21 protein-coding genes are annotated in these 22,447 nt (G+C 64.7%); 8 read left to right on the top strand and 13 right to left on the bottom strand.

Annotated elements, in window-relative coordinates; genetic code table 11:
• Positions 1-196: 196 nt before the first annotated feature.
• From JQ572_RS30235 to JQ572_RS35465, 4 genes are all read left to right on the top strand, one after another.
• Positions 197-1,216 carry a TRAP transporter substrate-binding protein gene (locus JQ572_RS30235; RefSeq protein WP_211386473.1) on the top strand — a complete coding sequence of 340 codons (1,020 nt, stop codon included), beginning with the start codon at positions 197-199 and terminating at the stop codon, positions 1,214-1,216.
• Between the two features lie 15 nt (positions 1,217-1,231).
• Positions 1,232-3,121, top strand: a complete 1,890-nt coding sequence (locus tag JQ572_RS30230; protein WP_211386472.1) for a TRAP transporter large permease — start codon at positions 1,232-1,234, stop codon at positions 3,119-3,121.
• A gap of 23 nt (positions 3,122-3,144) precedes the next feature.
• Positions 3,145-4,794 carry an acyl-CoA synthetase gene (locus JQ572_RS30225; RefSeq protein WP_211386471.1) on the top strand — a complete coding sequence of 550 codons (1,650 nt, stop codon included), beginning with the start codon at positions 3,145-3,147 and terminating at the stop codon, positions 4,792-4,794.
• A gap of 254 nt (positions 4,795-5,048) precedes the next feature.
• A complete protein-coding gene (locus JQ572_RS35465) occupies positions 5,049-6,437 on the top strand; it encodes an autotransporter outer membrane beta-barrel domain-containing protein (RefSeq protein WP_211386470.1) in 1,389 nt (462 codons plus the stop codon).
• 72 nt (positions 6,438-6,509) lie between these two features.
• Here JQ572_RS35465 and JQ572_RS30215 read toward each other — a convergent pair whose 3' ends face one another.
• The 9 genes from JQ572_RS30215 to JQ572_RS30175 form a co-directional block, all read right to left on the bottom strand.
• Complete coding sequence (locus JQ572_RS30215) at positions 6,510-7,487, bottom strand: TRAP transporter substrate-binding protein (protein ID WP_211386469.1); 978 nt, start codon at positions 7,485-7,487, stop codon at positions 6,510-6,512.
• A 39-nt stretch (positions 7,488-7,526) separates the two neighbouring features.
• On the bottom strand, positions 7,527-8,840 hold the full coding sequence (locus JQ572_RS30210) for a TRAP transporter large permease (RefSeq protein ID WP_211386468.1): 1,314 nt from the start codon (positions 8,838-8,840) through the stop codon (positions 7,527-7,529).
• A gap of 2 nt (positions 8,841-8,842) precedes the next feature.
• On the bottom strand, positions 8,843-9,436 hold the full coding sequence (locus JQ572_RS30205; RefSeq protein ID WP_211386467.1) for a TRAP transporter small permease: 594 nt from the start codon (positions 9,434-9,436) through the stop codon (positions 8,843-8,845).
• Positions 9,437-9,602: 166 nt separating this feature from the next.
• Positions 9,603-10,400 carry an MBL fold metallo-hydrolase gene (locus JQ572_RS30200; protein WP_211386466.1) on the bottom strand — a complete coding sequence of 266 codons (798 nt, stop codon included), beginning with the start codon at positions 10,398-10,400 and terminating at the stop codon, positions 9,603-9,605.
• 13 nt (positions 10,401-10,413) lie between these two features.
• Complete coding sequence (locus JQ572_RS30195; protein WP_211386465.1) at positions 10,414-11,190, bottom strand: TatD family hydrolase; 777 nt, start codon at positions 11,188-11,190, stop codon at positions 10,414-10,416.
• A 12-nt stretch (positions 11,191-11,202) separates the two neighbouring features.
• Complete coding sequence (gene metG, locus JQ572_RS30190) at positions 11,203-13,131, bottom strand: methionine--tRNA ligase (RefSeq protein WP_211386464.1); 1,929 nt, start codon at positions 13,129-13,131, stop codon at positions 11,203-11,205.
• Between the two features lie 109 nt (positions 13,132-13,240).
• On the bottom strand, positions 13,241-14,287 hold the full coding sequence (locus JQ572_RS30185; protein WP_211386463.1) for a DNA polymerase III subunit delta': 1,047 nt from the start codon (positions 14,285-14,287) through the stop codon (positions 13,241-13,243).
• Complete coding sequence (tmk, locus tag JQ572_RS30180; protein ID WP_211386462.1) at positions 14,284-14,970, bottom strand: dTMP kinase; 687 nt, start codon at positions 14,968-14,970, stop codon at positions 14,284-14,286. The genes JQ572_RS30185 and tmk overlap by 4 nt, the downstream gene beginning before the upstream one ends.
• Positions 14,971-14,972: 2 nt before the next feature.
• Positions 14,973-16,235 carry a D-alanyl-D-alanine carboxypeptidase family protein gene (locus JQ572_RS30175; RefSeq protein WP_211386461.1) on the bottom strand — a complete coding sequence of 421 codons (1,263 nt, stop codon included), beginning with the start codon at positions 16,233-16,235 and terminating at the stop codon, positions 14,973-14,975.
• A gap of 152 nt (positions 16,236-16,387) precedes the next feature.
• Between JQ572_RS30175 and JQ572_RS30170 the strand changes: the two genes are divergently transcribed.
• On the top strand, positions 16,388-17,344 hold the full coding sequence (locus JQ572_RS30170) for an alpha/beta fold hydrolase (RefSeq protein ID WP_211386460.1): 957 nt from the start codon (positions 16,388-16,390) through the stop codon (positions 17,342-17,344).
• On the opposite strand, the gene JQ572_RS30165 is transcribed toward JQ572_RS30170, so the two are convergent.
• The gene (locus JQ572_RS30165) at positions 17,341-17,868 is read right to left on the bottom strand and encodes a GNAT family N-acetyltransferase (protein WP_262048167.1); all 528 of its coding nucleotides are present in this window, start codon (positions 17,866-17,868) and stop codon (positions 17,341-17,343) included. The two genes, JQ572_RS30170 and JQ572_RS30165, sit on opposite strands and share 4 nt — an antisense overlap.
• A gap of 138 nt (positions 17,869-18,006) precedes the next feature.
• Between JQ572_RS30165 and JQ572_RS30160 the strand changes: the two genes are divergently transcribed.
• Positions 18,007-18,531, top strand: a complete 525-nt coding sequence (locus JQ572_RS30160) for a hypothetical protein (RefSeq protein WP_349643116.1) — start codon at positions 18,007-18,009, stop codon at positions 18,529-18,531.
• Positions 18,532-18,597: 66 nt separating this feature from the next.
• Here JQ572_RS30160 and JQ572_RS30155 read toward each other — a convergent pair whose 3' ends face one another.
• Positions 18,598-19,536, bottom strand: a complete 939-nt coding sequence (locus tag JQ572_RS30155) for a septal ring lytic transglycosylase RlpA family protein (RefSeq protein WP_211386459.1) — start codon at positions 19,534-19,536, stop codon at positions 18,598-18,600.
• Between the two features lie 963 nt (positions 19,537-20,499).
• A complete protein-coding gene (locus JQ572_RS30150) occupies positions 20,500-20,790 on the bottom strand; it encodes a hypothetical protein (RefSeq protein WP_211386458.1) in 291 nt (96 codons plus the stop codon).
• Positions 20,791-20,941: 151 nt separating this feature from the next.
• On the opposite strand from JQ572_RS30150, the gene JQ572_RS30145 reads away from it, so the two are divergent.
• Positions 20,942-21,532 carry a TIGR00645 family protein gene (locus tag JQ572_RS30145; RefSeq protein WP_211386457.1) on the top strand — a complete coding sequence of 197 codons (591 nt, stop codon included), beginning with the start codon at positions 20,942-20,944 and terminating at the stop codon, positions 21,530-21,532.
• 19 nt (positions 21,533-21,551) lie between these two features.
• On the opposite strand, the gene JQ572_RS30140 is transcribed toward JQ572_RS30145, so the two are convergent.
• On the bottom strand, positions 21,552-21,869 hold the full coding sequence (locus tag JQ572_RS30140) for a DUF1476 domain-containing protein (protein ID WP_211386456.1): 318 nt from the start codon (positions 21,867-21,869) through the stop codon (positions 21,552-21,554).
• A gap of 255 nt (positions 21,870-22,124) precedes the next feature.
• On the opposite strand from JQ572_RS30140, the gene JQ572_RS30135 reads away from it, so the two are divergent.
• On the top strand, positions 22,125-22,349 hold the full coding sequence (locus JQ572_RS30135; RefSeq protein ID WP_211386455.1) for a hypothetical protein: 225 nt from the start codon (positions 22,125-22,127) through the stop codon (positions 22,347-22,349).
• Positions 22,350-22,447: the final 98 nt, after the last annotated feature.

Below are 22,447 nucleotides of genomic sequence, written 5' to 3'. Positions count from 1 at the left end.
AGGGCTTGACGGCTACTGTGCATGGGGTTGTTTTTCACATTTTGCATCCGGCCCATCTCGCCGAAAGCCGATATTGCCGCGACGATGTCCGGCTGCAATAAGCGAGGCTTCGCGAGATCGCAGATGACCTCATGGCCTTCCGTCCTTATAGGTTTGCGTCTCAGAACAACAACAAACCTTCCGAGGAAGCAGACCCATGAGCTTTTCCCGACGCACGCTTCTCAAGGCCTCCGCCGCGACCGCGGTCCTGGGCGGCCTCAGCGCGCCCCATGTGGCCCGCGCCCAGAGCGCCGAGTTCACCTACAAATACGCCAACAACCTGCCGGACACCCATCCGCTGAACGTGCGCGCCAAGGAGATGGCCGCGGCGATCAAGGCCGAGACAGGCGGCAAGTTCGACCTCCAGATCTTCCCGAACAACCAGCTCGGGTCGGACACCGACATGCTGAGCCAGATCCGCTCCGGCGGCGTCGAGTTCTTCACGCTGTCGGGCCTGATCCTGTCGACCCTGGTGCCGGCGGCGTCCATCAACGGCATCGGCTTCGCGTTCCCGGACTACGGCACGGTCTGGAAGGCCATGGACGGCGATCTCGGCGCCTTCGTCCGCGGCGAGATCAAGAAGGCCGGGCTCGAGGTCATGGACAAGATCTGGGACAACGGTTTCCGCCAGACCACGTCGTCGAGCAAGCCGATCAACGGGCCTGAGGATTTCAAGGGCTTCAAGATCCGCGTGCCGGTGTCGCCGCTGTGGACCTCGATGTTCAAGGCATTCGATGCGGCGCCCGCCTCGATCAATTTCGCCGAGGTCTATTCCGCGCTCCAGACCAGGATCGTCGAGGGCCAGGAGAACCCGCTGGCGATCATCTCGACCGCCAAGCTTTACGAGGTGCAGAAGTACTGTTCGCTGACCAACCACATGTGGGACGGCTTCTGGTTCCTCGCCAACCGCAAGGCCTGGAGCAGCCTTCCTGAGGACGTCCGCACGATCGTCGCCAAGAACATCAATGCGGCCGCCATCAAGGAGCGTGAGGATACCGCCAAGCTCAATGCCAATCTCCAGCAGGAGCTCGCGACCAAGGGCCTGACCTTCAACCAGCCCACCGTGGCGCCGTTCCGCGACAAGCTGCGCACGGCCGGCTTCTATTCCGAGTGGAAGGGCAAGTATGGCGACCAGGCCTGGGACTTGCTGGAAAAGGCCGTCGGCAAGCTGTCGTAACACGTTGGGGCCGACATGGCTCATATCGAGGTCGAGGTGACCGGAGTGGCGGGCGAGGCGGCGGTTCAGTCCCCTCGCCGACCTTCGCTGCTGGCCTCGCTGGAGCGCGCACTCGGCCTGCTCGTCGAAATCCCGGCGGCGACCCTGGTCGTCGCCGAGATCGCGATCCTGTTCGCCGGCGTGGTCGCACGCTACGGTGTGCACCGGCCGCTGATCTGGTCGGACGAACTCGCCTCGATCCTGTTCCTGTGGCTCGCCATGCTGGGCGCGGCGGTCGCGTTCCGCCGCTCCGAGCACATGCGCATGACCGCGGTCGTCGCCAGCGCAAAGCCCGCGATGCGGGCCTGGCTCGATCTGGTCGCGACCTGCGCGGCGCTGGCCTTCCTGGCCCTGATCGTCTGGCCGTCCTACGACTACGCCTACGAAGAGAGCTTCATCACCACGCCGGCGCTCCAGATCTCCAACATGTGGCGCGCCGCGGCGCTGCCGGCCGGCATCTGCCTGATGGCGGCGTTTGCGCTGTTGCGGCTGCTGCGCGCGGCCGATTACCGCATGGTGCTGACGGCGGTGATCTGCGTTGCCGTCGTCGTCGGCCTGTTCTGGCTGGCGCAGCCTTATCTGCGGCCCCTCGGCAACCTCAACCTCGTCATCTTCTTCGTCGGCGTTGCCGGCTTCTGCGTCTTTGCCGGCGTTCCCATCGCCTTCGGCTTCGGCCTCGCGATCTTCGGCTATCTGGCGCTGACGACACGCACGCCGGTCATGGTGCTGGTCGGGCGGATGGACGAGGGCATGAGCCACCTCATCCTGCTCTCGGTGCCGCTGTTCGTGTTCCTGGGGCTGCAGATCGAAATGACCGGCATGGCGCGGGCCATGGTGGCGTTCCTGGCGAGCCTGCTCGGCCATGTCCGCGGCGGCCTGCACTACGTCCTCGTCGGCGCGATGTACCTCGTCTCCGGCATCTCCGGCGCCAAGGCTGCCGACATGGCGGCGGTCGCGCCCGTGCTGTTCCCCGAGATGAAGCAGCGCGGTGCCAAGCCCGGTGATCTCGTCGCGCTTCTTGCTGCGACCGGCGCCCAGACCGAGACCATTCCGCCGAGCCTGGTGCTGATCACGATCGGTTCCGTCACCGGCGTCTCGATCGCCGCGCTGTTCACCGGCGGCTTGCTGCCCGGCGTCGTGCTCGCGATCACGCTGTGCATGCTGGTGTGGTGGCGCTACCGCCACGAGGACATGAGCCATGTCCAACGCGCCAGCCCCAGCGAGGTCGGCAAGACCTTCATCATCGCCCTGCCCGCGCTCGCCCTGCCTTTCGTGATCCGCTACGCCGTCGTCGAGGGCATCGCCACCGCGACCGAAGTCTCCACCATAGGCATTGTCTATGGAGCCCTGGTCGGCCTCCTCGTCTACCGCCGCTTCGACTGGCGCCGGCTGTTTCCGATGCTGGTCGAAACCGCCGCCCTGTCGGGCGCGATCCTCCTGATCATCGGCACTGCGACCGGCATGGCCTGGGGCCTGACGCAATCCGGCTTCTCGCGGTCGCTGGCGTCCGCCATGACCGGGTTGCCCGGCGGAGCGGCGACCTTCATCGCCGTGTCGATCCTAGCCTTCACCATCCTCGGCAGCGTGCTGGAGGGCATTCCGGCGATCGTGCTGTTCGGGCCTCTGCTGTTTCCGATCGCCCGTGCCGTCGGCGTGCACGAGGTGCACTATGCGATGGTGATCATTTTGGCGATGGGTATCGGGCTATTCGCCCCGCCGTTCGGCGTCGGCTATTATGCCGCCTGCGCCATCGGACGCGTCGATCCGGCTGAAGGCATCAGGCCGATCTGGGGCTACCTGCTGGCGCTGCTGATGGGATTGATCGTCGTCGCCGTCTTTCCGTGGATCTCGATCGGATTCCTGTAGGCCGGCGCGTAAGGGAGGTGTCGATGAGCGAGCGGCAGAACCAGTACAATATCGGCCTCGACAAGACGCCCGCCAATTACGTGCCGCTCAGCCCGCTGAGCTTCCTCGCGCGCAGCGCCGCCGTCTATCCCGATCATGTCAGCACCGTCTATGAAGGCCGCAGCTTCACCTGGGCGCAGACCTACGAGCGCTGCAGGCGCTTTGCGTCCTGGCTCGCCGGCAGGGGCATCGGCGTCGGCGACACCGTCGCGGCGATGCTGCCGAACATTCCGGCGATGAACGAAGCGCATTTCGCCGTGCCCATGACGGGCGCCGTGCTCAACGCACTCAACATCCGCCTCGATGCGCCCTCGATCGCGTTCCAGCTGGATCATGGCGGGGCGAAAATCATCCTGGTCGATCCGGAATTTTCGGGCGTCATCACCGACGCGCTGGCGCGGATGAGCGGGCCAAAGCCGTTCGTGGTCGACGTCGACGACGCTGCCTTCAAGGGTGGCAGGCGCATCGGCGAGATCGAGTACGAGGCCGCCGTCGCGCAAGGCGATCCGGACTTCGCTGCGATCCCGCCGCGCGACGAATGGGACGCCATCGCGCTGAGCTACACCTCGGGCACGACGGGCAATCCCAAGGGCGTCGTCACCCATCATCGCGGCGCGTATCTGAACGCCGTCAGCAATATCCTTGCAGGCCAACTCGGCCAGCATCCGGTCTATCTCTGGACGCTGCCGATGTTCCACTGCAACGGCTGGTGCTTCCCCTGGACGATCGCGGCCGCCGCCGGCATCAATGTCTGCCTGCGCAAGGTCGAGCCGACCCGGATATTCGAGCTGATCAAGCAGCACGGCGTTACCCACATGTGCGGCGCGCCGATCGTCTACAACACGCTGATCAACGCGCCCGACGCGCCGAAGGGCAACGCCGCGCGCCGCGTCGTTGGCCTGATCGCCGGCGCCGCCCCTCCCGTCGCGGTGCTCGAAGGCGCCGAAAACATCGGCATCAAGCTGACGCACGTCTACGGCCTGACCGAGGTCTACGGCCCCGCCTCCGTCTGCGCCGAGCAGCCCGGCTGGGATGACCTGCCCGCCGCCGAGCGCGCCAGCATGAAGCGCCGGCAGGGCGTGCCCTACCCGCTCGAGGAAGGTGTCACCGTCATCGATCCGCAGACGATGAAACAAGTGCCGCGCGACGGCGAGACCATCGGCGAGGTCATGTTCCGCGGCAACATCGTGATGAAGGGCTATCTCAAGAACGAGAAGGCGACGAAGGAGGCCTTCGAGGGCGGCTGGTTTCACACCGGCGATCTCGGCGTGCTCGACGCGCACGGCTACATCATCATCAAGGATCGCTCCAAGGACATCATCATCTCCGGCGGCGAGAACATTTCCTCCGTCGAGGTCGAGGACATCCTCTACAAGCACCCGGCCGTGCTGTTCGCCGCCGTGGTCGCAAAGCCCGATCCGAAATGGGGCGAGGTGCCTTGTGCCTTCGTCGAACTGAAGGACGGTGCGAGTGCGAGCGAGGCCGACATCATCGCCTTCTGCCGCTCGCATATGAGCGGCTTCAAGACGCCGAAGGCCGTCGTGTTCGGGCCCATCCCGAAGACGTCCACGGGCAAGATCCAGAAATTCCTGCTGCGCAACGAAGTGGGATCGATGAAGGCAATCTCGACCTGAGCTTGTCTCTTTGGAAACATATGGAAACACAAATCGCATTTGCGCGCCGATCATGCGTCGCTCCGAAACCGAACGCGTAGGTTTGACGACGTCGGGACACGACAGGAAAAGTTTGGAAATCGTTAGAGACGCATTTACGATTCCGCCTCACCGGATTCGCTGATTCCAAATGATTCGTCGCGCGGGCTGCGCGGCCGACGGCGACCGGCGCGGTTGGGGCGCTTCATGCTGCGGTTGGTGTCGTGAGCACAGACGTGCGTGCGCGTCTGCTGCTATTCCTGACGGGACTGCTGCTGCCCAATGCAGCGGCCGCGCAGGCCACGCGCGAGTACGGCGCATTCGCCGCCTTGCCAGGATTTGCGGTCCAAGGGGTCTGGGTTCAAGGGTTCGGGGCTCAAGGGTTTGGAGCCGGCGGCCCAAGCGCCTCGGGCTATGGCTCCAATAATTTCGCGGGCGCTGGGTTTGGCGGCCCGCAGCCGTCGAGTTTCGCGGGCGCATGGTTCGGCAATGGCGGCGGTGGAGGCGGCATGCAGCCTGCCGAGCCACCGGGCGTCGCTGGCAGGGCACGCTTCGGCATGCGGCAAGCCTATGGCGGCGGCTCAGAGGGTGCCTCGCAGAGCGAGGCCGCGCAGGCGACTTTCCTGGCGATGACGCAGTTCACGCAGACCCTGCTCGATCCCGCCATTGACGGGCGCGGCGTCGGCCCCGCCGGGCTCGACGCAGAGCTCGCAGCCTACGCCGATCCCGGAGCTGACCGGACGCATGGCGGCATCGGACGCGAAGTCTATGGAATGATCTACGGTAAACCTTCGCTCGCAGCCCCGCACTGGAGCGTCTGGGCTGCCGGCTTCGGCGGCTCGCAGGTGTCGACCGGTGGCAGCGGCGCGGCCAGCCGGAGTTTTGGGACCGTGGCCGGCGCGGATTATTCGCTCTCGCCGCAAACCCGGATAGGCTTTGCGCTTGCCGGCGGCGGCACCGGCTTCGCCAACAATTTTACAAGTGGCCGCTCCGACCTGTTCCAGGCCGGCGGCTTCGTCAGACATTCGGTTGGCCCGGCCTATGTCGCGAGCGCGCTGGGGTATGGCTGGCAGGCCATCACCGGCGATTATCAGGTGACGCCGGCCGGCACGGGTTCACTCAACGCCGCCGTCAACGCCTACGCCTATTCCGGCCGCCTCGAGAGCGGCTATCGCCTTGCCGTGCCCTGGGTCGGCATCACGCCCTATGCGGCGGCGCAAATCACCGCCTTCCGCCTGCCCGCCGATGCAACACAACCACCCTCCGCGGCCAATGCGTTCCCGGCAGCATCCGGCAATGACAGTTTCACCGATACCCGCACCGAACTCGGACTGCGCACGAGCGCATCCTTTGCGCTGTTCAGCAGCGTGATGAGCCTGCGCGGACGTCTTGCCTGGGCGCATGATTTCAGCGCGGGACAAGCAATGCCGGCGGCATTCCAGCCCCTGCCCGCTCAGAGATTTGTCACAGGCGGCACGGCATTGGCGCGGAACGCGGCGCTCACGGGCGTCGCAATCGAGCTGCGTGACCTCAACGGCTGGTCCGCCACCGCCAACTTCGACAGCGAGGTGTCGAGCGTGATGCGCTCCTATACCGGCAAGGCCATGCTGCGCTACGCGTGGTGACCCGCCTCGTGATCGAGGAGAAGTCTTCCGCCCACACGCCGGAGGACGGCGAGCGGAAGGCCTCTCGCTCCCTCACATCTTTTTGTAGGCGTCGACCAGCGCCTGACCATCGGCCCCTGCCTTCTTGAGCCAGTCGGTGGTGAGTTGCTCGCCGATCTTCTGGAAGCCGGCCTTGAGGGCCGGGGTCGGCGGCTCGACCGTCATGCCCTTCGCCTTGAGCTGATCGATGTACCAATTGGCCTTCTCTTCCCAGGCCTTCCAGCCGCGGGTTTCCGCCGTGGCGGCGGCCTTGAGGATCGCCTCCTGGGTCGGCTTGTCGAGCGCCTCGAACGCAGCCTTGTTGACGAAAGTGTAGTCCTTCGGAATCCAGGCCTGCACGTCATAGAAATATTTCAGCGACTCCCAAGCCTTCGAATCGTAACCCGTGCCGCCTGACGACATGAAGGAATTCACCACGCCGGTCGCAAGCGCCTGCGGCAGCTCGGCAGCCTGGATCGTCACCGACTGGGCGCCGACCAATTCGCCGATGCGTGCGGTCCCAACGTTGTAGGCGCGCCACTTCAAGCCCTTCATGTCCTCGATCGTCGCGAGCGGCTTGTTGACATAGACGCCCTGCGGCGCCCACGGCACCACGAATAGGAGCTTGAGCCCCTGCGCCTCCAGCTTCTTCGTGATCAACGGCTTCGACGCCTGGTACAGCTTCATGGCGTCCGGGAAGCTGGTCGCCAGAAACGGCACGACGTCGACCCCGAACACCGGATCCTCGTTCTCGTGGATCGACAGCAACACTTCGCCCATCTGGGCCTGCCCGGTGACCACCGCGCGTTTGATATCGGGTGCCTTGAACAGCGAAGCGCCGGGATGAACCGTGATCTGGAGCTTTCCGGATGTGGCCGCTTCGACGTCCTTGGCGAAGGCCACTAGATTCTCGGAGTGCGGATTGTCGGCCGGATATGCCGCCGGCAGATTCCATTTGGTCTGAGCCAACGCGGGTGTCGCAGCCAGCACGGCGCCGGCGATCAAGGATGCGCGGAATAAACGAGACATCATCGGGCTTCTCCTCACAGTCAATCTGAAAAACGGGGACGCTCAGTCTGGGAAAGCGAGCTTGGGCAAGAACATCACGATCTGCGGATATTCCGTGATGATGAACACGGCGGCGAGCAGCAGGACGAAGAAAGGGAACGCCGCCCGAGCGACGGTGAGCGTATCGCGGCCGCTCATGTTCTGGAGCACGAAAAGATTGAATCCGACCGGCGGCGTGATCTGCGCCATCTCGACGTGGATGATGAGATAGACGCCGAACCAGACCAGGTCGAGACCGGCCTGCTTGACCATCGGCAGGACGATCACGGCGGTCAGGACGATCATCGATATGCCGTCGATCAGGCATCCCAGGATGATGTACATGATGCTCAGATACAGCGCCAGCATGCCGGGCGTCAGCTGTTGGCCCTGGACCCAGGTGGCGAGCGCTGCCGGAATTCCGGTATAGGCCATTGCAGCCGTGGTGTAGGCCGCGCCTGCCAGGATCAGCATGATCATGCAGGTCAGGCGCGTCGCACTCATGATGCTCTCGAGGAAATTCTTGCGCGTGAGCGTGCGGCTCCACCACGCCAGCAGCAAGGCGCCGCTGACGCCCCAGGCGGCGCATTCGGTCGCGGTCGCAAAGCCGAGCACGAGCGAGAGGAAGACCGCAAGGATCAGCAACAGGCAGGGCGCAAGCCTGGCCGACTCGCGCAGCTTCTGTCGGAACGGCATCGGCGGATCACGCGGCGGAATCTTCTTGGGGTTCAGCAGCGACCAGATGATGATGTAGCCGGAATAGAGCACCATCACGAGTACCCCCGGCAGGAAGCCGCCGAGGAACACCTGAAGCACGGACACATTCGCCGTCACGGCGTAGACGACCATCGGGATCGACGGCGGGATCAGCAGGCCGAGCGTGCCGGAGCCTGCGAGCGATCCGAGGCTGAGGCTCTTGTCGTAGCCGCGCTTGTCGAGCTCGGGCAGCGCGATCTTGCCGATCGTCGCGCAGGTTGCCGCCGAGGAGCCCGACACCGCAGCAAAGATGCCGCAGCCGATCACGTTGACATGAGTGAGCCGCCCGGGCAGCCACTGAACCCAGGGTGACAGCCCCCGGAACATTTCCTCCGACAATTTGGTGCGGAAGAGGATTTCGCCCATCCAGATGAACAGCGGCAGCGCAGCCAGCGTCCAGGACGAACTCGCGCTCCAGGTGGTGGTCGCAAGCACCGAGCCGAGCGGTAGGCTCGTGGTCAGCGCCATCGCCACGAATCCGACGAGCCCGAGCGAAACCGCGATCCAGACGCCGCTTCCCAGCAGCAGGATCATGACGCCGAGCAGAATGAACGACAGTTCGATCATGCCGAGATTGGCCATGGTCAACCTCCGCCGCCCTGCGATATCCGCTCGATGAACTCGTCCGGGGTCTCGTCCGGAGAGCCCTTCTCGTAGCTCGGCCGGTTGCCGCTGACGACATTGACCATTTCATCGATCAACCCGATCGACAGGATCGCAAGACCGCCGGCAAAGCCGAGCTGGGGAATCCACAGCGGAAGCGCAACGACACCCTGCGCCACGTCGTTGAAGCGCCAGGAGTCGTAAGTCATCTGCACGGCGTGCCGGGTGAAATAGAGGATGAAGGCAGTGGCGATACCGAGCGCCACGCTCTCCGCCACCTGCTTGGTCCGCCCGTGCAGACGCTCCAGCAGCAGGCCGACGCGGATCATCTCGCCACGCTTGAAAGTGTGAGCGAGGCCGAGAAACGCCATCGCGGCCATGCACCAGGACGCGAAATCATCGCCGGCGGGAATGTTGATCGCGAATTGGCGCCCGACCGACATGATCATCATGATCGCGAAGATTGCAACCATGAAGGCGCCGGCGGCGTAGCCCGCACCGAGATAAAGGAGATCCAGGGCGCGTCGCACCGGTCCCCTCGTCGCTACATCGTCCCCTGCCAACGCAATCCCCATCTCGCACGAAGCGTTCAACGGCGCCGGCGATCGCGCAGGAGGCGCCACCCGTTCCGCTTGAATATCGCCCCTGCCTGGCGCCCTGTCTTTCAGACGTTAGATCAACATGATGGGCCGTGCGCAAGCAAGGAGTATGCCGGTCAATACAGGAATTTCTACTGCAGGTTCAGCGCGTTTCCAGCCGCAGCCCGTCATAGGCCGGCACCACCCCCGCGGGCAGCGACTGGCGGATCACCTCGTAGTCCACGTCGGCGGTCATGTTGGTGATGACCGCGCGCTTCGGCTTGAAGCGGTCGATCCAGGACAACGCGTCGTTGATGCTGAAATGGCTGACATGGCCGGTGTAGCGCAGCCCGTCGACGATCCAGAGGTCCAGATTTTCCAATGCGCCCCAGCTCTCGCGCGGGATGTCGTTGAGGTCGGGCGTGTAGGCGGCATCCCCGATGCGATAGCCAAGCGCGGGAATGTTGCCGTGCTGCACCAGGAAGGCCGTCATCGTCACCGCACCGCCCTTCCCCAGGATGGTCTGGTTTCCACCGGCCTCGATCGAATGCCGCGTCAGGATCGGCGGATAGTCGCTGCCCTCCGGCGAGATGAAGCAATAGGAAAACCGCGCCATGATGTCCTTGGCGGTCGACTGGTTGAAATAGGTCGGGATGCGCCGGCGCATGTGCATCACGACCGAGCGCAGATCGTCCATGCCGTGGGTCTGGTCGGCATGCTCGTGGGTCAGAAATACCGCGTCGATATGGTCGACGTCGGTCGAGAGCAATTGCTCGCGCAAGTCCGGCGAGGTGTCGATCACGATGCGCGTCGTGCCATGCTCGGAGGTCCGTTCGACCAGCAGCGAGCAGCGCCGTCGGCGGTTCTTTGGATTGCTCGGATCGCAGGCGCCCCAGCCGAGCGCAGGGCGCGGCACGCCGGCGGAGGAACCGCAGCCCAGGATCGTCAGCGTCAGCGTCATGCGGCTCCCAGTCCTAAGTTTTCACCCTGGAGAACAGGCGGAAGAAATTGTCGGTGGTCTGCCGTGAGATGTCCTCGAGCGACACGCCGCGGGCCTCAGCCAGAACTTTTGCCACCTCGACCACATAGGCCGGCTCGTTGCGTTTGCCCCGAAACTTGCCTGGTGCAAGATAGGGCGAGTCCGTTTCAACCAGAATACGGTCGGACGGCAATTCAGCCGCCAGTGCGCGCAGAGCTTCGGATTTCTTGAAGGTCAGGATGCCCGTGAAACCGATATACAGCCCGAGCGACACCGCCTTTAGCGCCAGCTCGCGCCCGCCGGTGTAACAATGCAGCACGGCGCGAAACGATCCCTTTGCGGCCTCCTCCTCCAGGATGCGGCCGCAATCCTCGTCCGCCTCGCGGGTGTGGATCACCAGCGGCAGGCCGGTGGCGCGAGCGGCGGCGATGTGAACGCGAAAGCCCCGCGCCTGCGCCTCCGGCGAGCCGTCGTCGTAGAAATAGTCAAGCCCGGCTTCGCCGAGCGCGACGACCTTGGGATGCTGCGTCAACGCAATCAGTTCGTCCGGCGAGATTCCGTCTTCCTCGTCCGCGTTGTGCGGATGGGTGCCGACCGAGCAGTAGACGTCATCGTAACGCTCGGCGATGGCGAGAAGCTGATCGAGCTTTCGCACCCGCGTCGAGATCGTGACCATCCGGCCGATTCCGGCCGCTCGCGCGCGCGATACGATCCCGTCGAGATCGTCCGCAAAGTCCGGAAAATCCAAATGGCAGTGACTGTCGACCAACATCAAACCAACGCCCTAGGCTGCCGGCTCGATGTAGCGCGGGAAGGCCGGCGTCGGCGCCGGCAGTGTCGAACCCGGCGCGATGCGCCTGGCGCCGCCGAGCGTCGCGAAATTGCGCTCGCCGACGGGGACGCCGAGGCTGTCGAGCAGCAATCCCGAGGCGGTCGGCATCGCCGGCTGAGCCAGGATCGCGATCTGGCGCACGACCTCAGCGGTGACATAGAGCACCGTCCTCTGCCTGGCCGGATCGGTCTTGGCCAGCGCCCACGGCGCCTCGCCCGCGAAATAGCGGTTGGCCTCCGCGACCACGGCCCAGACGGCGTTGAGCCAATGATGGATCTGCTGCGTCGCCATCGCCTCGCGGCTTGCCGCGATCATGCCGTCGGCCATCGCCAGGATGGCCTTGTCGTTGTCGCTGAACTCGCCGGGCTCGGGCAGCACGCCGCCGAGTTGCTTGGCGACCATCGACAGCGAGCGCTGTGCGAGGTTGCCGAGATCATTGGCGAGATCGGCATTGATGCGCGCGACGATGGCTTCGTGGTTGTAGTTGCCGTCCTGGCCGAACGGCACCTCGCGCAGGAAGAAATAGCGCATCTGGTCGACGCCGTACTGGTCGGCAAGGTTGAAGGGATCGACGACGTTGCCGACCGACTTCGACATCTTCTCACCCCTGTTGAACAGGAAGCCGTGGGCATAGACCCGCTTCTGCACGGGGATGCCGGCCGACATCAGGAACGCCGGCCAGTACACCGCATGGAAGCGGATGATGTCCTTCCCGATGATGTGCACGTCGGCCGGCCAATAACGCCAGTTGTTGTCGCTCTCGTCGGGAAAGCCGACGCCGGTGATGTAGTTGGTCAGTGCGTCGACCCAGACATACATCACGTGCTCTTCGTCACCGGGCACCTTGACGCCCCAGTCGAACGTCGTGCGTGAGATCGAGAGATCGCGCAAGCCGCCTCTCACGAAGCTCACCACCTCGTTCTTGCGCGAGTCCGGGCCGATGAAATCGGGCTGCGTCTCGTAAAGCTTGAGCAACTTGTCCTGATAGGCCGAGAGGCGGAAGAAATAGCTCTTCTCCTCGACCCATTCGACCGGAGTGCCCTGCGGTCCGAGGCGCACGCCGTCGTCGTTCAGGCGCGTCTCGTCCTCGGCGTAATAGGCTTCGTCTCGCACCGAATACCAGCCTGCATAGGTATCGGCATAGATGTCGCCGTTCGCTTCCATGCGCCGCCAGATTTCCTGGCTCGAGCGGTGGTGCTGCTCTTCGGTGGTACGGATGAAACGGTCGAACGACACGTTCAGCCGCTCATCCATCGCCTTGAAGCGGGCCGCGTTGCGGGCCGCTAGCGCGGACGGGGTCAGGCCCTCGTTCTGCGCGGTCTGAATCATCTTCAAGCCGTGCTCGTCGGTCCCGGTCAGGAAGAACACGTCCTTGCCGTCGAGCCTTGCAAATCGGGCCAGCGTGTCGGTGGCGATCGCCTCGTAGGCGTGGCCGATATGCGGGTTGCCGTTGGGATAGGCGATCGCGGTCGTGATGTAGAAGACGTTGTCGCGCGCGGGAGCGATCACGGGCGCGGTGGCTTGCGGCACCGCGACGGGCTTCGGCGCGCGCGGCGCTTTTGGTTTCGATACCTTGGGCTTCACGGCCTTCGGCGGCGTGGCGACGGGAGCCGGCGTGGCGATCACGGCAGGCGCGGTCACCCTCGCCTTCCTGGCCGCTTGCTTCGCCGCTTTCTTGGCGACGACCTGCTTCTTCGCAGCCTTCTTGCCGGCTTTCTTTGCCCTCTTCGCAGCGCTCTTCTTCACGCTCTTCTTGGCGACCTTCTTGGTCTTCTTGGACGCGCGCGCCGTCACGGCCTTTTTCGCGGCTTTCTTCACGGCTTTCTTGGCAGCCTTCTTGCTGCTTTTGCCTTTGGCGGTTTTCTTAGTTCGCGTGGCCACGACGAATTCCTTTACCGGCTTCTCGAAATCTGGAAACGAACCTGCGTTAGGTTATTGTTCTGAGCATGATCCTCTCGGAAAACCGCTGCACACTTTTCCGGATCATGCTCTAGCGCGTTGCGTCCGCCAGCCAGCCGAACACCGAGAAAACCAAGGGCTTTCGCTCCAGATTGTAGGTTTCGGTGTCGCGCGCGGCGCGGACGATCTTTTCCCATACCTCAGCTAGGCGCGCAAGGCGCGGCAGGTTCTGGTTCGCATTGGCCTCGTCCGCATGCAGGCGTTCGGCGATCCAGCGGTCGATGCCGTCGATGAAGGCGGCGAGCGCGACGCGGTCGCTGGTGCCAAGCGAATCGCCGAGCGTGTGCAATTCGCGCGGATCGACCTGCGGCAGCCGCGCCAGCAGAGCTGCCGTGCGCTGCTGGAGCTTCAGGGCATCGCCGCCGAGCAACGTCAGCGTCCGCGCGACGCTGCCCTCGGAGGCCTCCGCCGCCTCGCGCAGTGCGGGATCGTTCGGATCGAGTTCGGCGGCTGCGGCGGCTGCAGCAATCACGTCCTCGGTTGCGAGCGCGCGCAGGCGCAGCTTGCGGCAACGCGACTGGATCGTTGCGAGCACGCGTGCAGGCGCATGGCTCACCAAAAGGAACAGCGATTGCTGCGGCGGTTCCTCGAGAATCTTCAGTAGCGCGTTGGCGGCATTCGGATTGAGCTCGTCGACGGTGTCGACGATGCAGACGCGCCATCCTTCGGCGGCGGCCGTCGAGCCGAAGAAGCCGATCGTCTCGCGGGTCTCGTCCACGGTGATCACGGTGCGCATCACGCCGCGGTCGTTGGCGGTGCGCTCCAGCGTCAGCAGGCCGCCATGCGAGCTCGCCGCAACCTGCCGCGCCGCGGCGTGACCAGGATCGATCGCGAGGTCCTCGGCGCGCTGCACCGAAGGCGCCAGCGGCTGGCCGTGAGCGAGCACGAAGCGCGCCATGCGGTAGGCCAGCGTCGCCTTGCCTATGCCTTGCGGGCCGCCGATCAGCCAGGCATGCGGGATGCGCCCGCTGCGATACGCCGCCAGCAGCGCAGTTTCGGCCTCGCGATGGCCGAACAGGCGGCTCGTCTCGCGCGGATGAGGAATGGCGGTTTCGCGCTCGGTCTGACGCGGGCTCATGCCGACACCACCGATGCCGGCGTTGGAAGCAGGCGATCGCGCAGCGCCGCCCAGACACGTCCGGCGACCGTATCGGGATCGGAATTTGCATCGATCAGCACGCAGCGCCCGGGATCGTCCGCCGCGATCTGGCGATAGGCCTCGCGCAGGCCCTGATGGAAGCCGAGCTTCTCGGCCTCGAACCTGTCTGGCGTGCCGCTGCCGCGGCGTGCAGCCGCGCGCTGCAAGCCGATCTCGACCGGCAGGTCGAGGATGATGGTGAGGTCCGGCTTGAGATCGCCGATCGTGACACGCTGCATCGCGTTGATTAGCCCGGCCGGCACGCGGCCGAGGCTGCCCTGATAGGCCCGCGTCGAGTCGGCGAAGCGGTCGCACAGCACCCAGGAACCCTGGTTGAGCGCGGGCTGGATCACGGTGCGGACATGGTCGTCGCGGGCGGCCGCGAACAGCAGCGTCTCGGCCTCGGGTCCCAGCAGCTTGCCCATGCCCGACAGCACCAGATGGCGCATGATCTCGGCGCCCGGCGAGCCGCCCGGCTCGCGCGTGACGAGAATGCGCATCCTTGCCGCCTTCAGGCGGTCGGCAAGCTTCTTGATCTGGGTCGACTTGCCCGTCCCCTCGCCGCCTTCAAAGGTGACGAAGCGCCCGCGTCCGGACGGCCACTTTACCGCGCTTTCACTCATGATCAGAGCTTCTCGGCGCCCGCGCGGAACATGCCGATGACGAGCTCGCTGGCGCCGTCGATTGCACGCCGCACGGTCGAGCCGGTGCCGATCGCCTCCGCGGCATAGACCGGTGTCTCCACCGCGATGTTGCCGCTGCGCCAGACCCTGACCACGCCGACCTGCTGGCCGGGCGCGACGGGCGCTCGCACCGGACCGCGATACACGACCCGCGCGATCAGCTTGTCGCTGCCGTTCTTGTGCACCATCACCTTCACCGGCGTCTTGGCGACCAGCTTCACCGAGCGGCTCTCGCCACCGAACACCTTGGCGTAGCCGACGGGCTGGTCGGCCGCGATCAGCGTGCGGGTCTCGAAATTGCGAAAGCCCCATTCCAGCATCTTCTTGGCTTCGGTGGCGCGGTCCTCGGGGTCTTCAAGCCCGTTGACGACGACGATCAGCCGCGTGCCGTTCTGCACCGCCGAGCCGACCATGCCGTAGCCGCCTTCCTTGGTGTAGCCGGTCTTCAGACCGTCGGCGCCTTCCATCGAATTGAGCAGCGGATTGCGGTTGGGCTGGCGGATCTTGTTCCAGGTGTACTCCTTCTCGCCAAAGAGCTTATAGAATTCCGGGAAGTCTAGAATGATGTGCCGGGCGAGGATGCCGAGCTCGCGCACCGTCATCTTGTTGCCGGGATCGGGCAAGCCATTGGAATTGCCGAAGGTCGACCTGGTCATGCCGAGCTCGCGGGCGCGCTTGGTCATGAAGTCGGCGGCGAAGATGCGCTCATTGCCGGCAATGCCTTCGGCCAGCGCGATGCAGGCGTCGTTGCCGCTCTGGATGATCGCCCCGTGCAGGAGGTCGTCGACCGAAACCTTGCTGTTGATGGCGGCGAACATGGTCGAGCCGCCCGACGGCGCGCCGCCCTTGCGCCAGGCGTTCTCGCTGATCCGGTATTCGTCGGTCAGCTTCATGTTGCCCTGCTTGATGGCATTGAAGACGACCTCCGCCGTCATCAGCTTCATCATGCTGGAGGGCGCACGCAGTTCGTCGGCGTTCTTCTCGAACAGCACGCTGCCGCTGGAGGCCTCGATCAGGATCGCGGTCGGGGCATCGCCGTCGAAGCCGGAATCTTCGGCCTTCTTGGCTCCCTGGACGCTCTGGTTGGCGGCATAGAGGGCTCCGCCCCAGCCGACGCTCGCCACCAAGACCGCAGCGATCAGCCCGCGCGCCAGCGCTCCGGCGGTGAACTGGGTGCGAGCAAGCGAAGAAAGACGAAATGCCATGGCCAAGCCCTGAGAGCGGCGTTCTAACAGTTGGAACCGGTGCGAACAACACGAGGCTGGCCGCTTGTCCCGAGATTGCACGATTCTCGTCCGGCCCCTATCGTGGCACCTCATATTTGCTGACCAAACCCCTGAAACAAGGCGGAAAAGCGATGTCCTCCACCCGCGTGATCAAGGCCAACGGGATCGATCTGTTCATCCGCGAGGCCGGCCAGGGACCGCTGGTGGTGCTGTGCCATGGCTGGCCGGAATTGTCCTATTCCTGGCGCCACCAGATCCCGGCACTGGCGGCCGCCGGGTTTCACGTCGTCGCCCCTGACATGCGCGGCTACGGCCAGAGCGCGGCGCCGTCTGATGTGAGCGCCTATTCGATCTTCGACACGGTCGGTGACATCGTCGGCCTGGTGCAGGCGCTTGGCGAGAGCAAGGCCATGGTGGTCGGTCACGATTGGGGGGCGCCGGTGGCCTGGCACGCGGCGCTGTTCCGGCCCGACATCTTCACGGCGGTGGCGGGCCTCAGCGTGCCGCCGCCATTCCGCGGTCGCGGCAAGCCGCTCGACCTTCTGCGTCAGGGCGGTGTGACCAATTTCTACTGGCAGTATTTCCAGACGCCCGGCGTTGCCGAAGCCGAGTTCGAGCGCGACGTCGCCCGCACCATGCGCATCGTGGTCGGCGGCCGCGGTCTTGCCGATCCCTCCGCGGCCATGTTCGTTCAGGAAGGCAAGGGATTCCTCGGCCACGCGACAACCGAGGAACCGTTGCCGGACTGGCTCAGCGAGACCGACCTGGCCTATTTCACCGAGACCTTCCGCAACTCCGGCTTCCGCGGCGGGTTGAACTGGTATCGCAACCTCGATCGCAACTGGGAGCTGACGGCGCCCTGGCAGGACGCGCAGATCCACCAGCCCTCGCTGTTCATCGCCGGCTCGAAAGACGCCGTCATCACCGGCCTGATCGGGGCCAAGCGCGTCAACGAACTCGAGCGCGTGCTGCCCAATCTGACGCGAAAGCTGATCATCGAGGGTGCGGGCCATTGGGTGCAGCAGGAGCGGCCCGACGAGGTCAACGCTGCGTTGCTAAAATTCCTGCGCGAGGCGGCCGCGCGCTAAGCCAGGTCCCTTCTCATAGCGATGTGCGCATTACCTGCCCGCCGCGTCTCTATGAAGCCGTGCCGCAGGTAAAACCGGCGCGCGGCCACATTGTTCGCAAGTACCGTGAGCGTCAGCGCTGCGATACCCTGCTGCCGCGCGCCGGCTGCGAGAGCGTCGATGATCTTCGTCCCGGCGCCGTGACCGCAATCAGCCGACAGCAGCGCGACGTCCACGATGTGCCAGCGCTCGCTTGCGCAATGGAGCAGCAGCCGGCCGATCGCGGTGCCGTTGCGTGTCACGATCAGCGATACCGCGCCCGGAAATTGCGCGGCATAGCCGGCCGCCTGGCTGCGGAATTGTTGCGCGATGATCTGGCTGACGATCGGGCCCGGCAATCCGGTCGCGGTGAATTGCCCCGTCCGCACCTCCTCGAAGAGACGCCGGATGAAAGGCTCGTCGAGCGGCCCTGCGGGCCGAAGCCGCAGAGCCGGATCGTCCGGGACGATGTGTAGCGCCGCGCCGTCAATCATGCCGTCGCGCACTCGATATCGTTCAGGAGAAGGACGGAAACATTCCCGCATAGGCGATACACCAGACGATCGCCTGGGTGGGCTGCGTGTCGGACCGTCGGCGCCTATCTCGGCTGGAAGATCATCCCGACGCTCCGCTACGACGCGGCGGTGACCTATTCGGGCATCGGCTATGACGGCACCGCCGGCACGGCCCAAGGCAATTTCAACGGCAATCGCTGGATGTTCGCCACCGGCTTCACCGGCAGCTACCGCTGGGCCAATTTCAACGTCGAGCCGTCCGCGAAGGTCTACGCGTTGTGGGAGCGGGAAAACGCCTATGTCGATTCCCTCGGCACCCAGCAGGCGGCGCGGACCTTCTCCAGCGGCCGCGCCTCGGCCGGCAACAGGGTCTCCTACCCCATACCGTGGCTCGATAGCGTGCTGCTGATGCCCTTTGCCGGCGTCTATGCCGACTACTATTTCACCCAGGACGACGCGGCGGCGATCGTTGCCGCCGGCGGTATTCCGCTGGCATCCACACCACTGCTTCAGGGCTGGTCGGCGCGCGTTACCGGCGGCATTGGCGCCCGGCTTGCGGGCGGATCTACGGTCGGCTTCGGTGCCGAGCTCGGCGGCATCGGCGGCAACACGCAGATATGGACCTTCACGGGACGGGCGCGCATCCCGTTCTGATCCCTGCCAACAATGGCGAGTCTGCCGTGCCGCGCAGCCAGCCGGTCTTGCCCGCCTGGTGTCTGTTTAGTAGAGGCCGCGGCCGCTCAGGATCCCGCGAGCCTCGGCAGCGCCGCCATCGGAGACGTAGGCGGCGGACGCCGCGCTCCCGGTCGTGTAGCGGCCATCTTCGTCATAGGACACGGCGCGCGCGTTCTGGAGCGTCCGGCCCCGGCTGCGGCTCGAGGCCGACATCTCCGAAGTCGCATTGAGCGAAGCCATGTCGGCGGATGTATTGCCGAGACTGTAGGGACGTCCCTCCGGCATCGGAACCTCGCCACGTATGGCGCCGCGGTTCGACGACGGCAATTCCGGCACGAACGGCCTGGCGGAGGCGACCCGGACCATGGAGGGTGACGGCGCCGGGATGCCGGTGCGCAAGGTGGCCATCAGCTGGCGGTCATCAGAGCCCTCGAGGGGCGCCCGACCGACATATTCGACACGGACCTTGGCGACGCCATTGCCTTTGAATTCAAGTAGTTCGGCGGCTTTGTTCGAGACGTCGATGAGCCGGTTGCCGTGATAGGGCCCGCGGTCGTTGACGCGGACGATCAGGGACTTGCCGTTCGACATGTTGGTTACCCGGGCATAGGACGGCATCGGCAGGGTCGGATGCGCCGCGGTCAGCGAGCCCATGTCGAACACTTCGCCATTGGCGGTCAGGCGGCCGTGGAAATCGTCGCCGTACCAAGATGCCATGCCCTCGGCACGGTAGTTGACGTCCTCCTCGGGCACGTAGGTTCGCCCGGCGACCACATAGGGCTTGCCGACGCGGTAGGTGCCGCCGCCCTTCGGGACAGGATCACCCAAAGCCACGACCCGGGGGCTCGAGGACACGCCGTATTTCGGATCGACGCGGCTGGCGAATTTACCGGAGGACGCGCAATTGGCGAGCGCGAGGCAGGTCGCGACCGCGGCAAAACCGCGCGCGGCCCGCAAAACCGAATCTGACCGTCGGATCCCCATGCGCCCCAAATACCACTTTGCCGGAGGCGTACCCAACCCGCTTGGTTACGGGGAGCGCTGTCCGGTTCTTCAATCCGAGGCGGCCCACCACCGCGTCGGAAGCAGTAAGGATAACGCAACCCGAACACGGCGGAAATGGGGAGCCCGCAGCGATCACGCCGGCATGGTAAACGGGGCGTTCGCTTTCTCCCCGTTGATCTACGGAGCACAGGCACCCTGCTCTGTGCCACCGCTGGACGTTCTGTTGCGCCGAATCCTCACTCCACTCCCATTGTCGAGCCGCGCACTGGAATTCTTTTGACTGTGCAAGGCCGCACGCGCTTTCTCGCGTACAGGGCGGAATGGAATTGGACGATGATCGAGACGGTTTCGGCACTGATGGGTTTGGTAAGCGCGGGCATATTCCTGGCCCATGCGTTTGAAGGTTACCGCACGAGGGCCTGAGGCACTCGCGCGGGCGGCAAGCATCACCTCTTTCAAGACGGCACGTTCGGACAATCTTAATCGATCCGATCGAGCATCGAAGACGAGAGCGGCAGGTGTCCCATGCGCAACCATGACGTCGTATCCGACAGCTTCCTGGCATTGACCGCCGGCGGCCTGTTCCTGCTCTGCTCGAGCCTCGTGGCGTTGGCCTTCGGCTGAGCACCACTACCATCACTTTCCTTATTTCAAACACAACTAAACCGCGATGCAGCATGGGATCCGATTTGGATTACCGCGCTCCCATTTAGTTGATTGAATTTTTGCGTTCGGCGCCTCGACGCATTTCAAGAGGCCATCACCAACGAAGGTGACGCAAATGCTTGCTGAGAAATTTTTCCTGGTTCTTGAATCGCTGATCCGCGGCGACCGCACCTATCCTGACGGAAGTCCCCGGGTCATCAGCACATCCGCGCATGTGCCGGTAAAGCTGCCTGGTCAGAAATAGCCGGCGTCCACGAACTTCCCGAGCAGGGCCGCTCAGCGCAGGCCCAATAGCGAGCGGCGATAGGAGCTGTCGCGGGCCTCGTTCAGGCAGACGAAGCTGCCGTCGGAGCCTTGGCCGTACCGCTTCTGGCCTTTGCCGTAGTAGACGCCCTTCCTGAAATCGAGCCAGACCACCTGGTCGTGCGGGCAATGACGCTGCGCCTGCGCCTCGTAGCGAAACGGCGTCAGCGGCGTCGCCGACACCTCTGCGCCGCTTGCACAAGCCAGGATCGCGGCAGCGAGCGCGATCGCGCCGGGCCATTTGCCAAAACCGCTCCAAAACACGATGCGACTCCTCCCCGTCAGGTCGCCGCACGACGGCTGCCCGGCACGTTAGCACGAAACGGCACGGTCCCCGGAACGCATCGCGTCTTCCGCCGGCCATCGTGCCGGGTTACACGACAGCGAGATCTCTCGATGCGAGGATGTTGCCTGAATGTCGGTTGAGCCTGGACCCAAGTCGGACCTTCGCGCCGAGCCCCGCCCGCCCTTGCCGCGCCTGGCCCTGCTGCCGATGATCATCTTCGGCTCGCGCTGGCTGCAACTGCCGTTGTATCTCGGGCTGATCGTGGCGCAATGCGTCTACATCGCACTGTTCCTCAAGGAGCTCTGGCATCTCTCCTGGCACGCCCTCGATCTCACCGAGCAGCAGATCATGATGAGCGTGCTCGCGTTGATCGACGTCGTGATGATCTCCAACCTGCTGGTGATGGTCATCGTCGGCGGCTACGAGACATTTGTCTCGCGGCTCGACCTCCAGGGCCATCCTGACGAGCCGGAATGGCTCGGCCACGTCAATGCGAGCGTCCTGAAGATCAAGCTCGCCATGGCCATCATCGGCATTTCCTCGATCGCGCTGCTCCGGACCTTCATCGAGGCCGGCAATCTCGGTTCGAACCGGGCCGGCTACACCGAGACCGGCGTGATGTGGCAGGTGCTGATCCACCTCACCTTCGTCGTCTCGGCGATCGGCATAGCCTATGTCGACAGGCTCAGCGATTCCGGGACGCGGAAGCATGCGGAGTGAGGTCAAAGGCAGGCTTGTCTCACTTGTCCGCTTCGAGTTGCTGCAACGCCTGGTGCAGGCATTCCTGAAGCTTGGCCGCGACCTGCTCGCGCGCCACACCCCTGGCGGCAAGATCGCCTGACACCTTGTCCAGGACCTCGTCCATCGTCTGGTGCTCCAGATGGTCCGTTACCAGCGCCGTTGCATAACCGGCCGCAGCATCGCCGCCGAGGCCAAGCTGGCTTGCAGCCCAGAGCCCGAGCAGCTTGTTGGATCGGGCCGTGGCCTTGAACATGAGTTCCTCGTCGTGGGCGAATTTGGCCTCAAAGCCCTGCTCGCGCTTGTCGAACGTGGTCATGGTCAGCTCCATTGCGTTGTCGCTGATGGGATCGGACTGGCTGGAAGCGAACGTCTCCGTGGTTCACGTCAGTTTAGGCACATTCGAAGCTTCCGGCGGAAGCCAGATGCCGTCAAGCCCGCAGCTGCCGCCGCGGACCGGGCTGTGCACCGCACGCTCAAGCTCCGCGCCAGCCAGGACGGCTAGGGAGAGATGTTAACCATTCGTTAAGCAGACTCAGCGCCGCATGGCGCGGGGGACATCGAGAGCTGACGCATGAACAGAGAGCTGCGGGAGTTTCGAAGGCTTGAACGGGTCTGCCTGGAGCAGGCCGCCCTCTCCACCATGGATCTCGCGCGTAGCGGGCTGCTCAAGGTCGCCGACGATTGTCGGATGGCGGCCGAAGCCATCGAGGCGCAACCGCCGCGTGGGGCGTTGGCAGGCGCCGTCCACGCGCTCAAGCATGCCTTGAGCGCGACGCGCATTCCCAGCCGGCACTAAAGCGCGATGAGATTGGGATGAATCGTCACCGCGCTTTAGGTTCTTGTTTGAGCATGATCTTTTCGGAAAACCGCTTCGCACTTTTCCGGATCATGCTT

This window comes from Bradyrhizobium sp. SZCCT0153 (genome assembly GCF_018129995.1).
Taxonomy (GTDB): Bacteria; Pseudomonadota; Alphaproteobacteria; order Rhizobiales; family Xanthobacteraceae; genus Bradyrhizobium; species Bradyrhizobium japonicum_G.
This window is presented reverse-complemented; position numbering and strand designations above follow the sequence as displayed.